This window comes from Veronia pacifica (genome assembly GCF_001707825.1).
GTDB classification, from domain to species: domain Bacteria; phylum Pseudomonadota; class Gammaproteobacteria; order Enterobacterales; family Vibrionaceae; genus Veronia; species Veronia pacifica.
The window spans coordinates 45,049-61,004 of record NZ_LYBM01000012.1 but is presented as its reverse complement, the minus strand read 5'-3'; the positions used below and the strand labels follow the sequence as shown (position 1 = coordinate 61,004).

The following is a 15,956-nucleotide window of genomic DNA, read 5'->3' as shown; positions in this document are numbered from 1 at the left end:
AGTAAATCATTTCTCACCCAGAAAAAAATCAACCTATTGAATAAATTGGTTTTTATGACAAAAAACAACTGCAGTAACAACCAAAATAATAATGGCGTATATATTGCTTTTCTCTCAGTAGAAATATTTTCTGTGGCACTTTCCGTAGAACAATGAGGGGATGTTGGATGACAATAAAAACAGACGGCTGGGTTAAGACGACATGTGCATACTGCGGTGTTGGGTGCGGTATTGAGGCAAAAACAAATATAGATGGCTCACTGACAGTGCGAGGTGACGCCGACCACCCCTCAAACTATGGAAAGCTCTGCGCAAAAGGCCTGACATTGGGTGAGACAGTCACCCATGAAGGACGAATGCTGTCACCCTCTGTGGCAGGTAAGGAGTGCCAGTGGGAACATGCACTGCTCGAAACCGCGCGACAGCTGAACGAAATCATTAGTCTTCATGGCCCTGATGCTGTTGCTTTCTATGTGTCGGGCCAGCTGCTGACAGAAGACTATTACGTTGTGAACAAGCTTGCCAAAGGGTTTATTGGCACATCGAGTATAGATACTAATTCAAGGCTCTGTATGTCGTCCTCCGTCGCCGGTCATAAACGGGCATTCGGTGAAGATTGCGTTCCCGGATGCTACGAAGATTTGGAAGTAGCAGACTTAGTCGTACTTACAGGTTCAAACCTCGCGTGGTGTCACCCTGTTCTGTTTCAGCGATTGAAAGCAGCAAAACAACAGCGTGGAACTAAAGTAGTTGTTATTGATCCGCGCGCTACATCCAGTTGTGAAATTGCAGATTTACACCTTGCCTTATCTCCCGGTAGCGATGTGGCCCTTTTTAATGGATTACTCTCTTTTCTGCACCGCGAAAAGCATACCGACCGGAATTTTATTGCACATCACACCGATGACATGGAACTAGCCCTTGAATACGCAGAACCGTTCAAGGCTATCGACGAAGTGACAATGGTCACTGGTATTTCATCACAAGACCTGATGACCTTTTATCAATGGTTTGCTGACAACGATCGCACTGTTACCGTCTACTCACAGGGCGTCAATCAGTCCACGTCCGGGACCGATAAGGTGAACAGTATTATTAACTGCCATCTTGCTACTGGGAGGGTTGGTAAACCGGGGGCGACTCCTTTTTCCGTTACTGGCCAACCCAACGCAATGGGTGGACGGGAAGTTGGGGGCTTGGCAAATATGCTGGCAGCACATATGGACTTCGGTAAGCCGGAACATCACAAATTAGTCAGCGACTTCTGGCAAACGGATAACCTCAGTCAGAAGCCGGGCCTCAAAGCGATTGAAATGTTCGATGCTATCGAACGGGGCGATATCAAAGCAGTCTGGATCATGGCGACAAACCCCGCAGTAAGTTTACCGGACAGTGAGAAGATTAATCGGGCGCTGGCAAAATGCCCCTGTGTGATTGTGTCAGACTGTATTGAGGATAACGATACGCTCAGACATGCCACGATACGGTTGCCCGCTCAGGGATGGGGTGAAAAGTCTGGAACAGTAACCAACTCTGAACGCCGAATATCCCGACAGCGCAAACTGATGCCCTCACCCGGGTCAGCGATGCCAGACTGGTGGATTGTCTGCGAGGTAGCGAAAAAAATGGGTTTCACTGACAGTTTTAACTATCGCAATGAAGCGGAGATCTTTACCGAACACGCTCGGCTTACAGCACTGGGAAATGAAAAAGAAAGACAATTCAGAGAATTGAACCTAAATGGTCTGAAGTATATTGGACAAAAAGAGTATGACAGTCTGTCGCCGATTCAATGGCCCGTTGCATCTTTTGACTGTCAAAATGCTATTGGTGCTGAATCAAACACCTCTGCACGCCTGTTTACTGATTCAATTTTCCCTACGCCGAACGGAAAAGCACGCTTTGTATCAGTCGCCTACTCTCTACCGGCAAGTCAATCGTCGGATTTATTTCCACTTATCATGAATACGGGTCGTCTGCGGGATCAATGGCATACTATGACCCGAACAGGGCTGTCGAGTAGGCTTGCCGAACATGTCGAAGAACCAACGCTGTTTATCCATCCTAAGGATGCCGATGCCTATCAGGTTAGCCAACATCAATTGGTATCGGTAAGCAGTATAAAGGGCAGTGGCCTATTCAGAGCAAAAATCACCGCAGGTTTGTGTAAAGGGCATGTATTCGCTCCTATTCACTGGAGTAAAACCACCTCGTCATCAGCCTCTGTGTGCACCCTTATATCACCAGAATGTGACCTAAACTCAGGGCAGCCTGAATTTAAAATCACACCAGTCAGAATATCTGCAGTTGCAGTAACACATATCGCTGTCGTAACGAGTGTCACGCCGATCGAACCAGAGTTACTGAATACTGATGAAGTAACATACTGGAGTAGAAAAAGACTAAAACAAGGTTACCTCTATCAAATAGCGTCTCAGGCTGACATATCTAGCCTACACAATGCACTATCAGCAGTAATACTGACCAACGAACAGCAGCCGATCATATTCGAAGGAAATGGAAACATTAGGCAAGTCAATTTCTATCAGGGAGCCTGTGTCAGCACGTTAGAAATTGAAGATGATAGCTGCAACACAATCGGAAGCTGGCAAGGAGAGATACTGGGACTGACGACAGAGAATATGACCATATATCGGTTTATGCGAGGTGAGGTAGGCACTCAGCAATCAGAGGTCGTTTGCGCGTGCAAGCAAGTAACGAAATCAGCCATTATTGAAGCTATTGAGAATAATAGTGATTGTGACAGGCAGACACTCTCAGCATGCACTGGAGCAGGAACTGGCTGTGGCTCCTGTTTGTCAGAACTCGATGTTATCCTTTCCGAGCAAACCAACCAACAGCGTATACCGATAAAGGAAATCGGCATCGCGTAGACCTGCCAGCTCAATCAGAATCGTTTCTGCAAACATGTCAGCAGAACGCTATCGAAAAACCGCTCTTATGCTGAAAGGCGTCATAACTCTAGGGCGGTATACCTGCAAAGTATTCAGTACAGTAAACAATAAGTGATTCAAACATGATGTGATAACGCTAGAACTGTTCTCAACCACCATAAAACATAGACGGTTATGTCTGTCCTACAGTCGCCTGTTTTGCCTAATAAAACACGCTTAATCTATATTTTCTAAAATTTCAAAACTTAGTAAATATTACCAATATTCGGTAATTATCACTCGAATTTATCCAATTTATTCAGTCTATTAGTGTGGATGCACCGTTAAATACGGCCTTTAAACATTGGCATAGTAGTTGCTGTATAGTATCCAAGACATTGATGTATACAAATGATATTCAAGCATTCATCAGATACAAGGTTATTGATGAAGACGAAATATTACAGACTGAAGGGAATTCATAATGAGTGTGAAATTAGATGACAGACCTATTGAAAAAGTAAGAGAAGAAACAGTCGACAAGCTTATCTATAACTACAGTCATGGTGTCATCTCAAATGCAGCGTTCGAGCGCCGCCTCGATATTGTTATGGAAGCCACGACACATCAGGAAATTGTTGAACAAATCTCTGATTTAGATATGGAAGTAGACAGTGAATATGTGAAATCCAAATCTTACCGTTTTAGCCCGAGATACACTGCCGAACAAGAAGAAAGCCAGGATGAAACTATTCTTGCTTTCATGGGTGGAAATGATCGCTCAGGGGCATGGATTGTGCCGAAAAAGCTCAACGTTGCGACCGTGATGGGTGGTGCAGTTCTCGACTTTACCGATGCCATCTTCAAACACAAAGATATAAGAATAACAGTTTTCTGTTTAATGGGCGGTGTCGAACTTCAAGTCCCTAAAAACGTGAACGTTGTTACTCGTACGCTCTGCATTATGGGAGGCGTTGAAAATAAAATAGCGTCGACCATCGACATGGATGCCCCCACAATCACGATTGATGGCTTTGTTGGCATGGGCGGACTGGAAATCAAAGTCAGGGAACTCAAAAGAGATGCCTTTATTAAGTTCGCACAAGAGCTAAAGAAAACAGGCTTGTTCTCTTCAAAAGACTAGGAAAGATTGTGGTTAGCGTATGCTAACCAGACAGAAGCGTTTTTATATATACACATAAATAGCGTCAGTTAATATCTAGGAAAGATAATGTCTATAAAACTAAAACACATACTCACCCTTGGTCTTCTCTCACTTACACTGCAAGGCTGCGTCGTCAATCTTGGCAATGATGAGCATGGACCCGGATGGTCAAGTTCATCGAGTCACGAAGCCCAATGGCAAGAGACGCGAAATAAAATTGCTGATTTAAACGTTGGTTCATCCTATTCAGATGTTAAGAATAAGCTTGGAGATTCGTCATTTTCTGAGGCTTTCACCCTAAATAATATGCAGTACAAAGTTCTTTTCTATCGCACACATTTTGTTAAAGGTGACGGCCACGATACCAAAGACGAATGCACGCCAGTCATCTTTGCAGACGGGAAATTGCTGGGCTGGGGTGACGAGATACTCAGTCAGGTAACTGAAGAAAAGCAGTCGTAAATAAAATTAAATCAAAAGATACGATCAAATAAAAAAAGCCCGGCATCTGCCGGGCAATTATCTGTCCACTCATTATTATTATAAGGTATTCGACTCTCAGTTGGCGGGAGAGCCGATGTCGTTACTGTTCAGGTATTTGTAAAAGTTGTGGAGCAACCTTTTAGGCACCCGGGAGCGTCTTGTAACGAACACCCATCATTTGTTCCATACAGTGGACCACTTGGCAAGAGTAGCCAAATTCATTGTCATACCAGATGTACAACACACAACGATTGTCTTGAGCAATCGTCGACTGTGCATCGACTACACCCGGATAACGAGAACCAACGATGTCAGACGACACCACTTCGGTTGATTCCGTAAAATCGATTTGCGCGGCTAATTCAGATTTCAACGCCATATCACGCAGGTAGTTGTTCAAGCTATCCTTGTCTGTTCCTTCGCCTAGATTAAGGTTTGCAACAGCCATAGAGACATTTGGTGTTGGAACACGAATAGCGTTACCCGTCAGTTTACCTGCGAGCTCGGGCAATGCCTTGGCAACAGCACTTGCAGCACCTGTCGACGTCAGGACCATGTTCATTGCAGCGCTTCGGCCTCGGCGTTCGCCTTTGTGAAAGTTATCAATCAGGTTTTGGTCATTAGTGTACGAATGCACGGTTTCGATATGACCAGACAATACACCGTACTTATCATTAATTGCTTTTAATACGGGGGTAATGGCGTTTGTTGTGCAGCTGGCAGCAGAGATAATACGATCCTCTGCTTCAATCATTCCGTCGTTAACACCAAATACAATGTTTTTGATATCGCCTTTACCTGGAGCAGTCAGTAGGACCTTGTCTACGCCCGGGCAATTGAGGTGCTGTCCCAAACCATCAACATCTCGCCACACGCCAGTGTTATCGACAACCAAGGCGTTTTCGATACCATAGTCAGTGTAATCAACTTCTTTAGGACTATTTGCGTAAATGACCTGAATGTAGTTACCGTTTGCGATCAGGGCTTTACGCTCTGTATCTATTTCAATACTGCCGTTGAACTGGCCGTGGACTGAGTCTCTGCGAAGCAAGCTTGCACGCTTTTCGAGATCTCCATCTTTACCACCACGAACTACTATCGCTCTCAGTTTGAGGGGATATCCCGAGCCGCTCTTCTCAACCAATAGGCGAGTCAGTAGCCGACCAATGCGCCCAAAGCCGTATAAAACGACGTCTTTCGGCTGAACTTCTGCGTCGCTGGCTATGGCGTCTGATAATGCAGATTGCAGAAAATCGGAAAGACCTTCAGCGTCATTGTGTTCTTTCCAGTATTGATGCGCCAGCTGGCCAACATCTATCCTGCAAGGGGATAAAGGCATGTCCACTAAATGCTCAATGATTGGAAGCGTTTTCTTAGGGGAAAGTTCTTCACCGATATATCGGCGGGAAACACGGTGAAGCTTCAGAATATCTATGGTCGCAGCGTTAACAAGAGTTTTACCGAATAAGAGGACTTCTACCCCGTTTTGTCGATAAATCTGGCCTATGAGCGGAGAAATCGACTCCGCAATCGTTTGCTTTACTTGCCATTCTTGTTGATAGTTCTCTGGACTCATTCCTTGTCACCCTTTTTGTTGGATAAAAGCCTTACTTTCAGCTCTGTTCGAGCAAAAATATAAAAATAAGGAAAAAAGTATTAATCAGTTATCGTTATTGAGTGCGGATTGTAAGGGTCGAGTTCTTTTTCTGCTAGGAAAAATAAATGAAAGAAAAATAGGGTGAACCAATCCAAATTAGAGTGACTTAACTCGAAAAAAGGTAGCCATCAGCCTTTTCTCCATAGGTAAAAACTATCACTTAATTCGCATCAACAATGAATAAAACCGCATAAAAATAGCAACTTTAATCACCATATGCCTGGTTAACGAAATTTATATCTACTTTCGATGGATTAAAGCAGGTAATAAAACTGAAAGAATAATTTCTTCAGTATGACCGCCTCTTTTGCCTCAATAGTAATGCTAATACACAGATAGATATCACAATATTTGTCTGGTTAATCTCAAATTAATCTATAGAACAAGACAATCTAACACCGAATACTAGCGAGAAAACCGGAGTTGATATCAATCTTTTGTTGAGTGGCTATATTGCAACACAATTGAACTCGGATCGGCATCCGCATACCCCTTAGAAGCATGTAAATCCATTAACTTAGCTGCCAGTTCTGTCATCGGCGACCATGCTTCTTGTGATATTGCGAGCTCATTTGCCATGGTTAAATCCTTGAGAAGTGTTTTCACATGCCATTTCACTTCATCAAACTCTTTATTTGCCATACGGGGCCCCGTTAATTGCAGAGGTATTGAATCAGCAAAACCGCCTTTCAATGCCTGCGGGATCTTGCCGGCATCAACTCCTGCTTTCTCTGCCAAAGCAAACATTTCTGCCATTACCATAATGTTGCAACTCACCAGCATTTGGTTTGCTATCTTAGTTACCTGGCCGCTGCCTGTCGGCCCCATATGGGTCACGTTTCCTGCCAGAGGCTCATAAAACGGCATCAATGAAGAAATAATGACAGGGTCACCGCCACACATCACAGCTAAAGTGCCCTGCTCTGCCCCAGCAACGCCACCCGACACCGGACTATCGACCCATTTCACATTGTATTTATCCGCCTGCTCAGCAATATCTCGGGTAACGTTTGGCGCAATACTGGAAAAATCAACAATGACAGACAGGGAGGAAAACTGATTCTTAGCCAAGGCTGATAACACGCCAGACTGACCTGTCACAACATCCTGCACCGCAGCAGTATTTGACACACACAACATCAATACCTCGACATCATCCACCAGCGATGCGACTGATGGATAAAGTGTGGCCCCTGCATCAGTAGCGCGTTTCGCCTTTTCAGGAGAACGGGCCCAGACACACACGTCGAAGCCCGCATTCAGCAATCTTTCAACCATTGGGTTTCCCATCAAACCCAACCCGATGAAGCCAAGTTTTTTTATTTTTTCCATTTTATCTTCCCAGTCCTTTGTTCGTTTCTTTTAATCCTATGCCAGCACCTTCTACATAGAGGGCAGTGCATCTTTCTGAATGGCGACCCTAAGGTGACATCTCTATACCTAGGAATAACTATGAGCATAGTTAAACACAAAATGTAGAATGGAATCTCATGCTGCAAGCTCAAGGTGTATCTTAGAGATAGGAAGCAAGTAATAACCCTGTAACATACTCCATGTCTGATGCTCCCTCAGCGCGTTATGTCTATTTCTCATTCTCGAAGTACTGATTTGATTTTGATCTGGAAAGAGTGAGTCTGAAAGGCGTCAATGAACCCCATCCAAAGAGGTAAACCCTCAACAACCGCTCGAAACCCTTTGAAGGGCGCGGTGATAATTACGGGAACTTGATCACCTGTTTTATAAATATCAATACATGATGTTTTTTATTTTTCTTCCAGCGAGTATGTGAATTAATCTCTATTGGTCAGCGGGTAAGATGGGCAAGTCATATCGCATTTATGTTATTTGAAAGCCATCTTAGGTTTACTTACCTGGGTACCATTCCCATTTCTAACTTATTTTTTTAGTGGTTAAAATAACCGTCAGCAGCTTTTCGATTGATATTTTTTCCGGTAGTCTACCAATGCCGCTCATCAACTAACCGACTAACTTAATAATAATGACACACTAAAGAGCAGCTAAAGGTACTATTGATAAGTCTGGCTTCTTTTATGTTGCAAGACTTATCTCAGATTTTTTGCCAAAGAACGCGCTGTTGAGCCTTATCACCACCCTACCAACTGAACACAAAGAATGCATATCGACTACCAAAAACACTCCTAGCTAGCATTCAAATCCATTTCATACCCTCATAACTATGATAGGTTTATATGTATACTTTTCGATTCTCATCCCCTCCAACCCTGCGGCTTTCTGGTTATCATACAAAATACTATCAATAACAATATCACTCTCTATTTTATCTTTTTAATAGAGGTGATTCATCGTAAACTACTGAAATGTATGTTATTAATGCAAAAATTATTACTCCCTTTTCCACTCTTATATTCCTTAAGTAAATTTTAGAATAGGAGTCAAATGGGAATGAATTACTATTTATATAAAACCTATTGAGTATTGCTGGTTGAAAACTTAGAATACGAATAGGATCAGTAATAGTAAAACCAGTTACGAAATAGCTGTGTTTCAATGAGAAAGTGATTGAGATTCTTGTTGTGGAAGATATTAATGATTACTTTCTTATATCACTGCTAATTTCGAAATATATCTAAGATACGACGGATAGTTTTGCATTACTTCAGGCGTGTATTGATTAAATTTTTATACCCTAATCGGCGATTTCATCAATTGCACATCTGGGATGATATATCTAAAATTCTGACCGATTTGTTTACATTTATTAACACTTTTATATCTGTGAATTATTTTCGTAAGGACTGGATACCGAGATCCGTGCTTAAGACGATTAACGAACGATGTTGATGGTCAGTTGTATTTGTTAACAGGAATCAAAATATAATGAAAAGTAAAGCATTGCCAATGTGCATTATCCTTGCAGCTACTATCAGTGGTTGTGCTGCTATCAGCGAAGAAGAATGTCGACTGGGTGACTGGTATCAGATCGGTTTAAAAGATGGCAGCGCCGGTCAACAAAATAAAGCAGCTGACTACAGCAAAGACTGTTCCGAATACAGTGTAAAAGTTGATCTTAGCCTTTATAACAAGGGAAGGAATGATGGACTTCGCACTTACTGCACCTATGAAAATGGCGTAATGGTCGGTCAGGCTAATCAGTCTTACAACAAAGTATGTCCCGCAGAGCTGTCGACTGAATTCCTTGCTGGTTATACACCAAACTACCGAGTGGCACGGCTTGAATCACAAGTCCAAAGCCTTCAAAGCAGTATTGACGATGACAAAATACGTTTACTCAACCCTGATCTTAGTGCTGAAGACAAAGCCAACCTCCACGCTGACATCAATCGAAAACAAGAAGAGTTGAAGCGTGCAGATAGCGAGTTAACAAAAGCAAAATACCAACTAAAATTGCATGAAATTCAGCGTCAACGTCAAATGATTTCCAAAGAAATGGTAAAACCCGATTTATCTGTTGAAAGGAAAGCAAAATTAAAAAGTCAGGATGAAAGCCTGGCAAAAGAACAAGGCTTTTATGAGGGGCTGCTAAAAGTGACCAATACAGCTGAGACAATCAAAAGCTTAACTGATTTATTCTGATTTTGAGTCCCTGGTTCATGCTGAATATCGTCACTGGGGCTGCTACAAGAAAGTAGAACGACTGCGGTGCATGTATCTCACAAATATGCACCGCACTACTAAGTCTCTTCCGCCATCTTTAAGTTGCTTCGCAGCAGTTAATTGTTCTGACAGATCATTAACTCATCCGATTGACCAAATCACAACATCAAAAGATGTCGACAACCCCTTTGTCAGCCATATCATTCAATGACTCAACAAGAGGACTCGACGATACGATCGTATTACCAAAATCAAAATTGGTTGCTTTGTACTCCACTGGCACTTCTGGATTTTTGCGCCGCATTTAGTCGCTTGAGTAAATAACTCAAGACCAGAAAGGATGGGGGCAAACGGACGATACACTTAAACGTTTGGAGATCTTTCAGTGGAATGTGGCCACTCAGTTGCAAGAATGCTCATTTGAACTTTATCGATAAATTCTCCATCTCTAAAACCAGCTTGCCGCTTTACCCCCTCATGGTGAAAACCTGCATTTTCGTAAGCTTTGATTGCACCAATGTTTGTAGAAAATGCAGTCAACTCGATCCGGTGAAGACCTAAAGAACAAAAACCATATTCAATAACTTTTTTAGTCACTATGGTGCCAATACCTTTACCCCAAGAGTCTCGTTCACCAATCAAAATAAAATACTCACCGCTGCGGTTTATAGTACTTATTGACGTTATTCCCGCATACCCTATCACCTCGTCGGAACCCGCCGCAGTGATACCAAAATTAACAGTTTTATCTTCTTTATTACTCTCTCTAAGCCAAGCCACTATGTCTGACTTTGACCTTGGGTACTGAAATCCAGAAAGGCTATACCTGACAATATCCGGTTCTGAAAACCAACGATAAAAAGCGTCAGTGTCTTCTATTTCAAGGGGGCGGAGGCTAATATCTTGGGGTAACTGCATATCATTTTTTTCGCGGTTGTTAACATCTGAGGATGATGTTATCAGGTAGGCTGTTGCTGGATTTGAGAAAGTTCATGAGGCCGATCGCAGACACCATATTCGCTTTCAATGCGGTTTGTAGGCCGGAAATTTAAGCTTGAGCTGACGCTGCTCTTCGTTGATTCTCTTAAAATCAATCGGCTCACTCAAAGCGCCAATGGCTTTGTTGCCCTCAATACGCAGTAACCTGCCAGCCAACTTAAGCTGGGTTTTATCTGCAAACTCTATTACTGCAGAGAACTTTGCGCCAATTTTATAGTGCGGTAGTTCAGGTATTAGCATCACAATACCTCTCTCCGACACTTGGCCTATCTGATAAATACCGCCATAGATTTTTATTCTCGGTCTATAGGAATCCGGATAAGTAAGCCTGAAGTATTTTCGTCTGTTCAGATCCAAAGTAATGTCCACCAGTAAATTGATGAGGGTGACTCATTAAAGATATTCACTAGTCAGCGAAAGTTCAAAGACGAGATGCAGAAAAACATACGATTAATCCGATCGATGGGGGTGAGTTTTGACCTGTATGAATAAAGATTAAGTGAGAAAGAAAAGCCGGGGATTTTTCTCTCGGTGCTACCTATTAAATTTATAACGTGGAAATCTGACTCGTAACTGCCTCTGTTCCTCATTCATTCTTTTAAAATTAATCCCTTTGGTGAGTTGACCGACAACACGATCCCCCTCAATGCGCAAGATTCGGCCGAGTAGTTCGAAAGTCACGCCATCGTAAAAAGTGATAGTGGCATTGAATATCGCACCGATCTGGTTTAACGAAACATTAGGGATGATCGCCACGATACCTTCCTCAGAGATCTGTTGTACCTGAAAGCACCGATCATTAATTTGGAGCTCTGGGCGGTAAGATTCAGGGTAATCGAGGCGAAAAAAACGCCTTGCTTCATTTTGCATCAATTCAATAGTTGACCTTGATTCACATACTAACAAGTTAGCCAAAACTTCAAATGCTTTTAAAGCCTCAATCTCTGACTATTCACACCTGATCACACCAATGATTGATATCTGACATTATTTAATTGATAAGCCTCGTAGAAACGCCCACAAATCAAACGTTCAAACCTATAAAAACGCACAGGCGGCGACTTGTTGACCAGTTGAACTGGCAAGGTATTTACAACCTCAAAAATGTGACCTATTATGCGCACCACTTACGGAGAGATGGCTGAGTGGTTGAAAGCACCGGTCTTGAAAACCGGCATACGTTAATAGCGTATCTAGGGTTCAAATCCCTATCTCTCCGCCACATTTTCTGGGTTTGCTTCGGCGTGCACAGAACATGGAGCGGTAGTTCAGTTGGTTAGAATACCGGCCTGTCACGCCGGGGGTCGCGGGTTCGAGTCCCGTCCGCTCCGCCAACACGTAAAAAAGCCTCAGCATCTGCTGGGGCTTTTTTATTCCTGTTATCTTCTTCATCAATATCAAATACGTTTTTTCGTCAGTAAAACATCCTACCGTCTGAAAAGAACGACTGGCTCGGTTAAACATCCAGCTCCGCACACTTCCTAGTCTGAGATAGCTTGACTAATTTCTAACGTCCTTGCCATTACTTGAGTCGGATAATCCTCTGCATGGAGGATACCCAACCTTAATATCACCAGATCTTGAGAAGGAATAACCGTCATATATTGGCCCAGATGACCTCGCATAGAAAACATATCGTCGGGGAAACCAAGCACCTCTTCATCACCCAACCATATGGTTCCACCATAGTAAGGGTTAGCAGGAGAAGGCGTCAGAAGATAATCTATCCACTCCTCAGAAATAACTTGCTCCCCATTCCACCGGCCTTTGTTTTGAAGCAATAAACCTATCTTTAACCAGTCCCGGGGTTTAAGGAAGGGCCGCGCACCACCAATGAATGTGCCGGCAGGGTCATGTTCAAAAAAAGCACTGCCAATACCAAGTTTGTGGAAGAGCTCTTTCTGGTAGAAATCATAAACAGCTTGCCCACCCCCTCCTACTCTGTCGGAGATGAATTTTGCCAGAAGTTGAGTATCGCCCGTTGAGTAAGTGTATTTGCTACCGGGTTGAGCTATTTGAGGCCGGGTAGCCACATAAGCAGCTGAATCTGGCTCTAAGTACAGCATCTCAGAGGCATCTGACGCACCACTATACTGAACTTCATCCCACTCTAGCCCCGAAGACATATTCAATAGATGTTTAACCCTTACAGGCAGAGGGTGAATCTCTGAGGCAGGGAGAGCAATATCATCGATAGTCAGCTTGTCTTGATCGAAAAGAACACCGGCCAGCAGTGCTGTCAGAGATTTACCCATCGACCATCCTAACATTGGCACATCTTTACCGTGACCATCTGCATATTGCTCGGCAATAATTTTACCGTTCTTCATTACCAGTACAGCATAAGTATTTTGTTGCCTAAACGAATCTGCCGTTGTTTCTTCAAACCATGGCTGTATTGCCGCTTGAGCTGATGCAGAAATGTCGACCGGAATCTCACTGATTCTTTTTGCATCAAGATCGTGCTTTTTCACCGCAGTGACTGCCAGACTTTCTGGCGCATCATCATCCAGCACTGAACAGCCTATTCCCTCTCTATATACTGCGGTCTTTTTGTTTAAACCAGGAATAAAGGGTGCAGATACGCTGACTTGTTTATCTTCTCTGTTGATATCAACATGCCAAACCCAGGTAAGTGGAAAAACTTTATGTCTTATTACATCTTCTACTATCAGTGTCTCTGCTTCCTGACTGACAAAAAGCCTAGAGCACATTTCGGCCGCAGAAAATCCTGTACCATGCTTGATCTCGCCAACACGCTTAATACTGTCGCAACCGGTAAGCACTGTAACCATGACAAATATCAGCAAATGAAATAAACGAATCATAGTGAGGCATCTCCATTTTTAAATATCATTTTTCTAATCCCTTATACACTCCTACAGTCAACCTCTGGGTATCAAAAACGTTTAGCATTCGACCGTTCAAAACTATTAGGAGTGGTGGCGAGTTACCAGATGTTGATAATCTGACTGTGTCGTGAGTATATACTCACGAAAATGGTAGTTTAGGATCTATTAGTGAATTCTCATTGAATAGTCGAAAGTCGCATTATCTGATAACAAGCGCAGTCAAATTCACCAAATTTTTTGGCTGCATAAAAAATTAATGCATATCATGGCTTTTATCCTCTCTACTGCAAAATGATAGGTACCTTACTTAATTATTACTGCTAAGCACTTGTCCCTGTTCATCAAAACGCTTTATGCATTTCATTTTTTATCGATCTAGGCCGACCCGTGAAAAGTACCACAAGGTTCTGTTCCATCAGTGGGCATGCTCTAACCGCTTAATGTTGATACGCCCACTCATAAAACCAATTAAATTATGTGACTTGAATCTCATTTTTATTGCCGTTAGGATAGTCGGCTTTTTTGAGCCGCCGACAGCACCGCCTTTTGTTCTCTTTCGGTAAAACGTTTGGTTTTGACTAAATACGCTGTTTCGGCCGTGTCACTCACACAACTACTCAACCGCCCATTTTAGAATTGGGTTTTGTTGCGGTAGTTTGTATTCAAGCATTACTGGAGGATACATGCCAAAAGGTCTAATGCTGACTGATTTAGCAATAGCCGGATTTCTTCTCATCGTTGCGAAGGTGCTTCGTGTACACTTGCCCATTCTGCAACGCCTCTATGTACCATCTGCGGTATTAGCTGGTCTCATGGGACTTTGTCTCGGGCCCGCTGTCGCCAACATCTTGCCATGGACAGAGACTTACACGGCCAATGCAGGACTACTGACCGCGGCGTTATTCTCTGCTTTGGGTCTGGCCACTGACATTCCGTCCCCTAGAGTTGTTGCCAAACGAGCGGGTTCGCTTTGGGCCTTTAACCAGATAGCATCGGTATCACAATGGCTATTTGCTGCACTGTTCGGACTTTTCCTGACGACATTTTTTTGGCCTGAAATCAATCCCGGGTTTGGTGTCACACTTTCAGCAGGCTTTATGGGCGGTCATGGTTCAGCATCAGTAGTAGGTGAAATTTTCAATCATCTGGGTTGGGAAGACGGATTTACTCTCAGCCTGACATTTGCCACCGTCGGGATCTTTCTCTCGATTTCAATCGGCATGTTGATCCTGCAATTTGCGTTAAAAATGGGTTGGATTTCAACATTCACCTCTTTTGACAATATGGATGACTTTGAACGTAAAGGTCTGATTAAACCGGAGTCTCAGCAACCGGCAATGAAAGATACAATGTCTTCACTGTCTATTGATACCTTCGCATTGCATGCAGCGCTTGTTGTCGTCGTCACAGCGTCTTCTTATGTCTTGGCAAATTATCTGTCTTCATTTAATGAACAGGTGAATATTCCAACGTTTGTCACGGGTTTTCTTGCCGGAATGCTGGTCAGGTTGATAGCCAAAAGAACAAATGCATCTAATTACCTCTGTGACGGCGCCTTCAACCATGCCGCGGGGATCAGCACCGACTACCTGATTATCTTTGGTATTTCAGCTATCAAAATCACTGTCTTGGCACAATACCTTGCTCCTATGGTAATTATGGCAACAGCGGGTGTCCTGTTCACACTGTGGCTGGTGCTATGGGTTGCGCCGCGCATTATGGGTGAGAACTGGTTTGAGAAAGGCATCTTTTCATGGGGATGGCTGACAGGCACGGTTGCAATGGGCATCGCGCTGCTCCGAATTGTCGACCCTAAAATGCGAAGCAAGGTACTCGATGACTATGCGATTGCTTATGTACCCGGCTCAATTACTGATATTTTCATCATATCGCTGATGCCCGTTGCAATGTTTAATGGTTATCACTGGGAAGCACTGGGGATTGGCCTTAGCTACTTACTGATTGTCTTGTTGATTTGGCGTTTTGTATTCAACAAACACCCAAAGTTAATCGCTGATAACTCGTAATTCAGTTCGCCATATTGATCAGAAAAGCGGACGGTTTTTACTGTTCGCTTTTTGCCCTTCCTTTACTGATCTACCAAACAAAATATGATAGCTGGGTGACTTTAATCTGGACTGTGAATACTCAGATACAGAGACTATTCACTCTCCTATGTTAAGGCCAATGTTAATCAGTGATAGCAAAAAAGCATCATAGCTCATATTCAAACTTCATAAATAAACTTATCATCTTTGACTGTTCAATTTTGAAATATGAGCGTTATTGGTTCACCGCGAAATCAATAG

General features: G+C 43.1%; 12 protein-coding genes and 2 tRNA genes. 7 read left to right on the top strand and 7 right to left on the bottom strand.

Translation table 11 applies throughout. From position 1 onward, the window contains the following. Nucleotides 1-167 precede the first annotated feature (167 nt). The 3 genes from A8L45_RS08640 (at nt 168) to A8L45_RS08630 (ending at nt 4,521) form a co-directional block, all read left to right on the top strand. The gene (locus A8L45_RS08640; RefSeq protein WP_068901286.1) at nt 168-2,894 is read left to right on the top strand and encodes a nitrate reductase; all 2,727 of its coding nucleotides are present in this window, start codon (nt 168-170) and stop codon (nt 2,892-2,894) included. A gap of 484 nt (nt 2,895-3,378) precedes the next feature. Next, entirely contained in the window at nt 3,379-4,038 is a 660-nt protein-coding gene (locus A8L45_RS08635; RefSeq protein WP_068901284.1) for a LiaF domain-containing protein, read from the top strand. 87 nt (nt 4,039-4,125) lie between these two features. Further along, nucleotides 4,126-4,521, top strand: coding sequence for a DUF3192 domain-containing protein (locus A8L45_RS08630; protein WP_068901282.1), 396 nt, complete (start codon nt 4,126-4,128; stop codon nt 4,519-4,521). A 160-nt stretch (nt 4,522-4,681) separates the two neighbouring features. Here A8L45_RS08630 and A8L45_RS08625 read toward each other — a convergent pair whose 3' ends face one another. Further along, complete coding sequence (locus tag A8L45_RS08625) at nt 4,682-6,118, bottom strand: glyceraldehyde-3-phosphate dehydrogenase (RefSeq protein ID WP_068901280.1); 1,437 nt, start codon at nt 6,116-6,118, stop codon at nt 4,682-4,684. 510 nt (nt 6,119-6,628) lie between these two features. Then, nucleotides 6,629-7,531: an NAD(P)-dependent oxidoreductase gene (locus tag A8L45_RS08620; RefSeq protein ID WP_068901279.1), complete on the bottom strand. Its 903-nt coding sequence runs from the start codon at nt 7,529-7,531 to the stop codon at nt 6,629-6,631. Nucleotides 7,532-9,058: 1,527 nt separating this feature from the next. Between A8L45_RS08620 and A8L45_RS08615 the strand changes: the two genes are divergently transcribed. After that, nucleotides 9,059-9,775 (top strand): DUF2799 domain-containing protein, encoded by a 717-nt coding sequence (locus tag A8L45_RS08615; protein ID WP_068901277.1) that lies wholly within the window; start codon nt 9,059-9,061, stop codon nt 9,773-9,775. A 187-nt stretch (nt 9,776-9,962) separates the two neighbouring features. Here A8L45_RS08615 and A8L45_RS24535 read toward each other — a convergent pair whose 3' ends face one another. The 4 genes from A8L45_RS24535 to A8L45_RS08600 form a co-directional block, all read right to left on the bottom strand. Continuing rightward, nucleotides 9,963-10,100 (bottom strand): hypothetical protein, encoded by a 138-nt coding sequence (locus A8L45_RS24535; RefSeq protein WP_175401949.1) that lies wholly within the window; start codon nt 10,098-10,100, stop codon nt 9,963-9,965. Nucleotides 10,101-10,159: 59 nt separating this feature from the next. Beyond that, nucleotides 10,160-10,714, bottom strand: a complete 555-nt coding sequence (locus tag A8L45_RS08610; protein ID WP_068901275.1) for a GNAT family N-acetyltransferase — start codon at nt 10,712-10,714, stop codon at nt 10,160-10,162. 105 nt (nt 10,715-10,819) lie between these two features. Further along, a complete protein-coding gene (locus A8L45_RS24155; RefSeq protein ID WP_139122342.1) occupies nt 10,820-11,152 on the bottom strand; it encodes a hypothetical protein in 333 nt (110 codons plus the stop codon). 177 nt (nt 11,153-11,329) lie between these two features. After that, the gene (locus tag A8L45_RS08600) at nt 11,330-11,665 is read right to left on the bottom strand and encodes a PilZ domain-containing protein (RefSeq protein ID WP_068901271.1); all 336 of its coding nucleotides are present in this window, start codon (nt 11,663-11,665) and stop codon (nt 11,330-11,332) included. Nucleotides 11,666-11,926: 261 nt separating this feature from the next. Between A8L45_RS08600 and A8L45_RS08595 the strand changes: the two genes are divergently transcribed. Both A8L45_RS08595 and A8L45_RS08590 read left to right on the top strand, forming a co-directional pair. Further along, nucleotides 11,927-12,017: transfer RNA gene (locus A8L45_RS08595), tRNA-Ser, on the top strand. Nucleotides 12,018-12,052: 35 nt separating this feature from the next. Beyond that, nucleotides 12,053-12,129, top strand: a tRNA-Asp gene (locus A8L45_RS08590). 147 nt (nt 12,130-12,276) lie between these two features. On the opposite strand, the gene A8L45_RS08585 is transcribed toward A8L45_RS08590, so the two are convergent. Further along, nucleotides 12,277-13,623, bottom strand: coding sequence for a serine hydrolase domain-containing protein (locus A8L45_RS08585; protein WP_068901267.1), 1,347 nt, complete (start codon nt 13,621-13,623; stop codon nt 12,277-12,279). A 707-nt stretch (nt 13,624-14,330) separates the two neighbouring features. Between A8L45_RS08585 and A8L45_RS08580 the strand changes: the two genes are divergently transcribed. After that, entirely contained in the window at nt 14,331-15,674 is a 1,344-nt protein-coding gene (locus A8L45_RS08580) for a sodium/glutamate symporter (RefSeq protein WP_068901262.1), read from the top strand. Nucleotides 15,675-15,956: the final 282 nt, after the last annotated feature.

Coding starts and splice junctions, on each gene's coding strand:
- A8L45_RS08580 (WP_068901262.1), top strand. CDS start 14,331: ATGCCAAAAGGTCTAATGCTGACTGATTTAGCAATAGCCGGATTTCTT.
- A8L45_RS08625 (WP_068901280.1), bottom strand. CDS start 6,118: ATGAGTCCAGAGAACTATCAACAAGAATGGCAAGTAAAGCAAACGATT.
- A8L45_RS24535 (WP_175401949.1), bottom strand. CDS start 10,100: ATGCGGCGCAAAAATCCAGAAGTGCCAGTGGAGTACAAAGCAACCAAT.
- A8L45_RS08620 (WP_068901279.1), bottom strand. CDS start 7,531: ATGGAAAAAATAAAAAAACTTGGCTTCATCGGGTTGGGTTTGATGGGA.
- A8L45_RS08585 (WP_068901267.1), bottom strand. CDS start 13,623: ATGATTCGTTTATTTCATTTGCTGATATTTGTCATGGTTACAGTGCTT.
- A8L45_RS08600 (WP_068901271.1), bottom strand. CDS start 11,665: ATGCAAAATGAAGCAAGGCGTTTTTTTCGCCTCGATTACCCTGAATCT.
- A8L45_RS08630 (WP_068901282.1), top strand. CDS start 4,126: ATGTCTATAAAACTAAAACACATACTCACCCTTGGTCTTCTCTCACTT.
- A8L45_RS08635 (WP_068901284.1), top strand. CDS start 3,379: ATGAGTGTGAAATTAGATGACAGACCTATTGAAAAAGTAAGAGAAGAA.
- A8L45_RS08610 (WP_068901275.1), bottom strand. CDS start 10,714: ATGCAGTTACCCCAAGATATTAGCCTCCGCCCCCTTGAAATAGAAGAC.
- A8L45_RS08615 (WP_068901277.1), top strand. CDS start 9,059: ATGAAAAGTAAAGCATTGCCAATGTGCATTATCCTTGCAGCTACTATC.
- A8L45_RS08640 (WP_068901286.1), top strand. CDS start 168: ATGACAATAAAAACAGACGGCTGGGTTAAGACGACATGTGCATACTGC.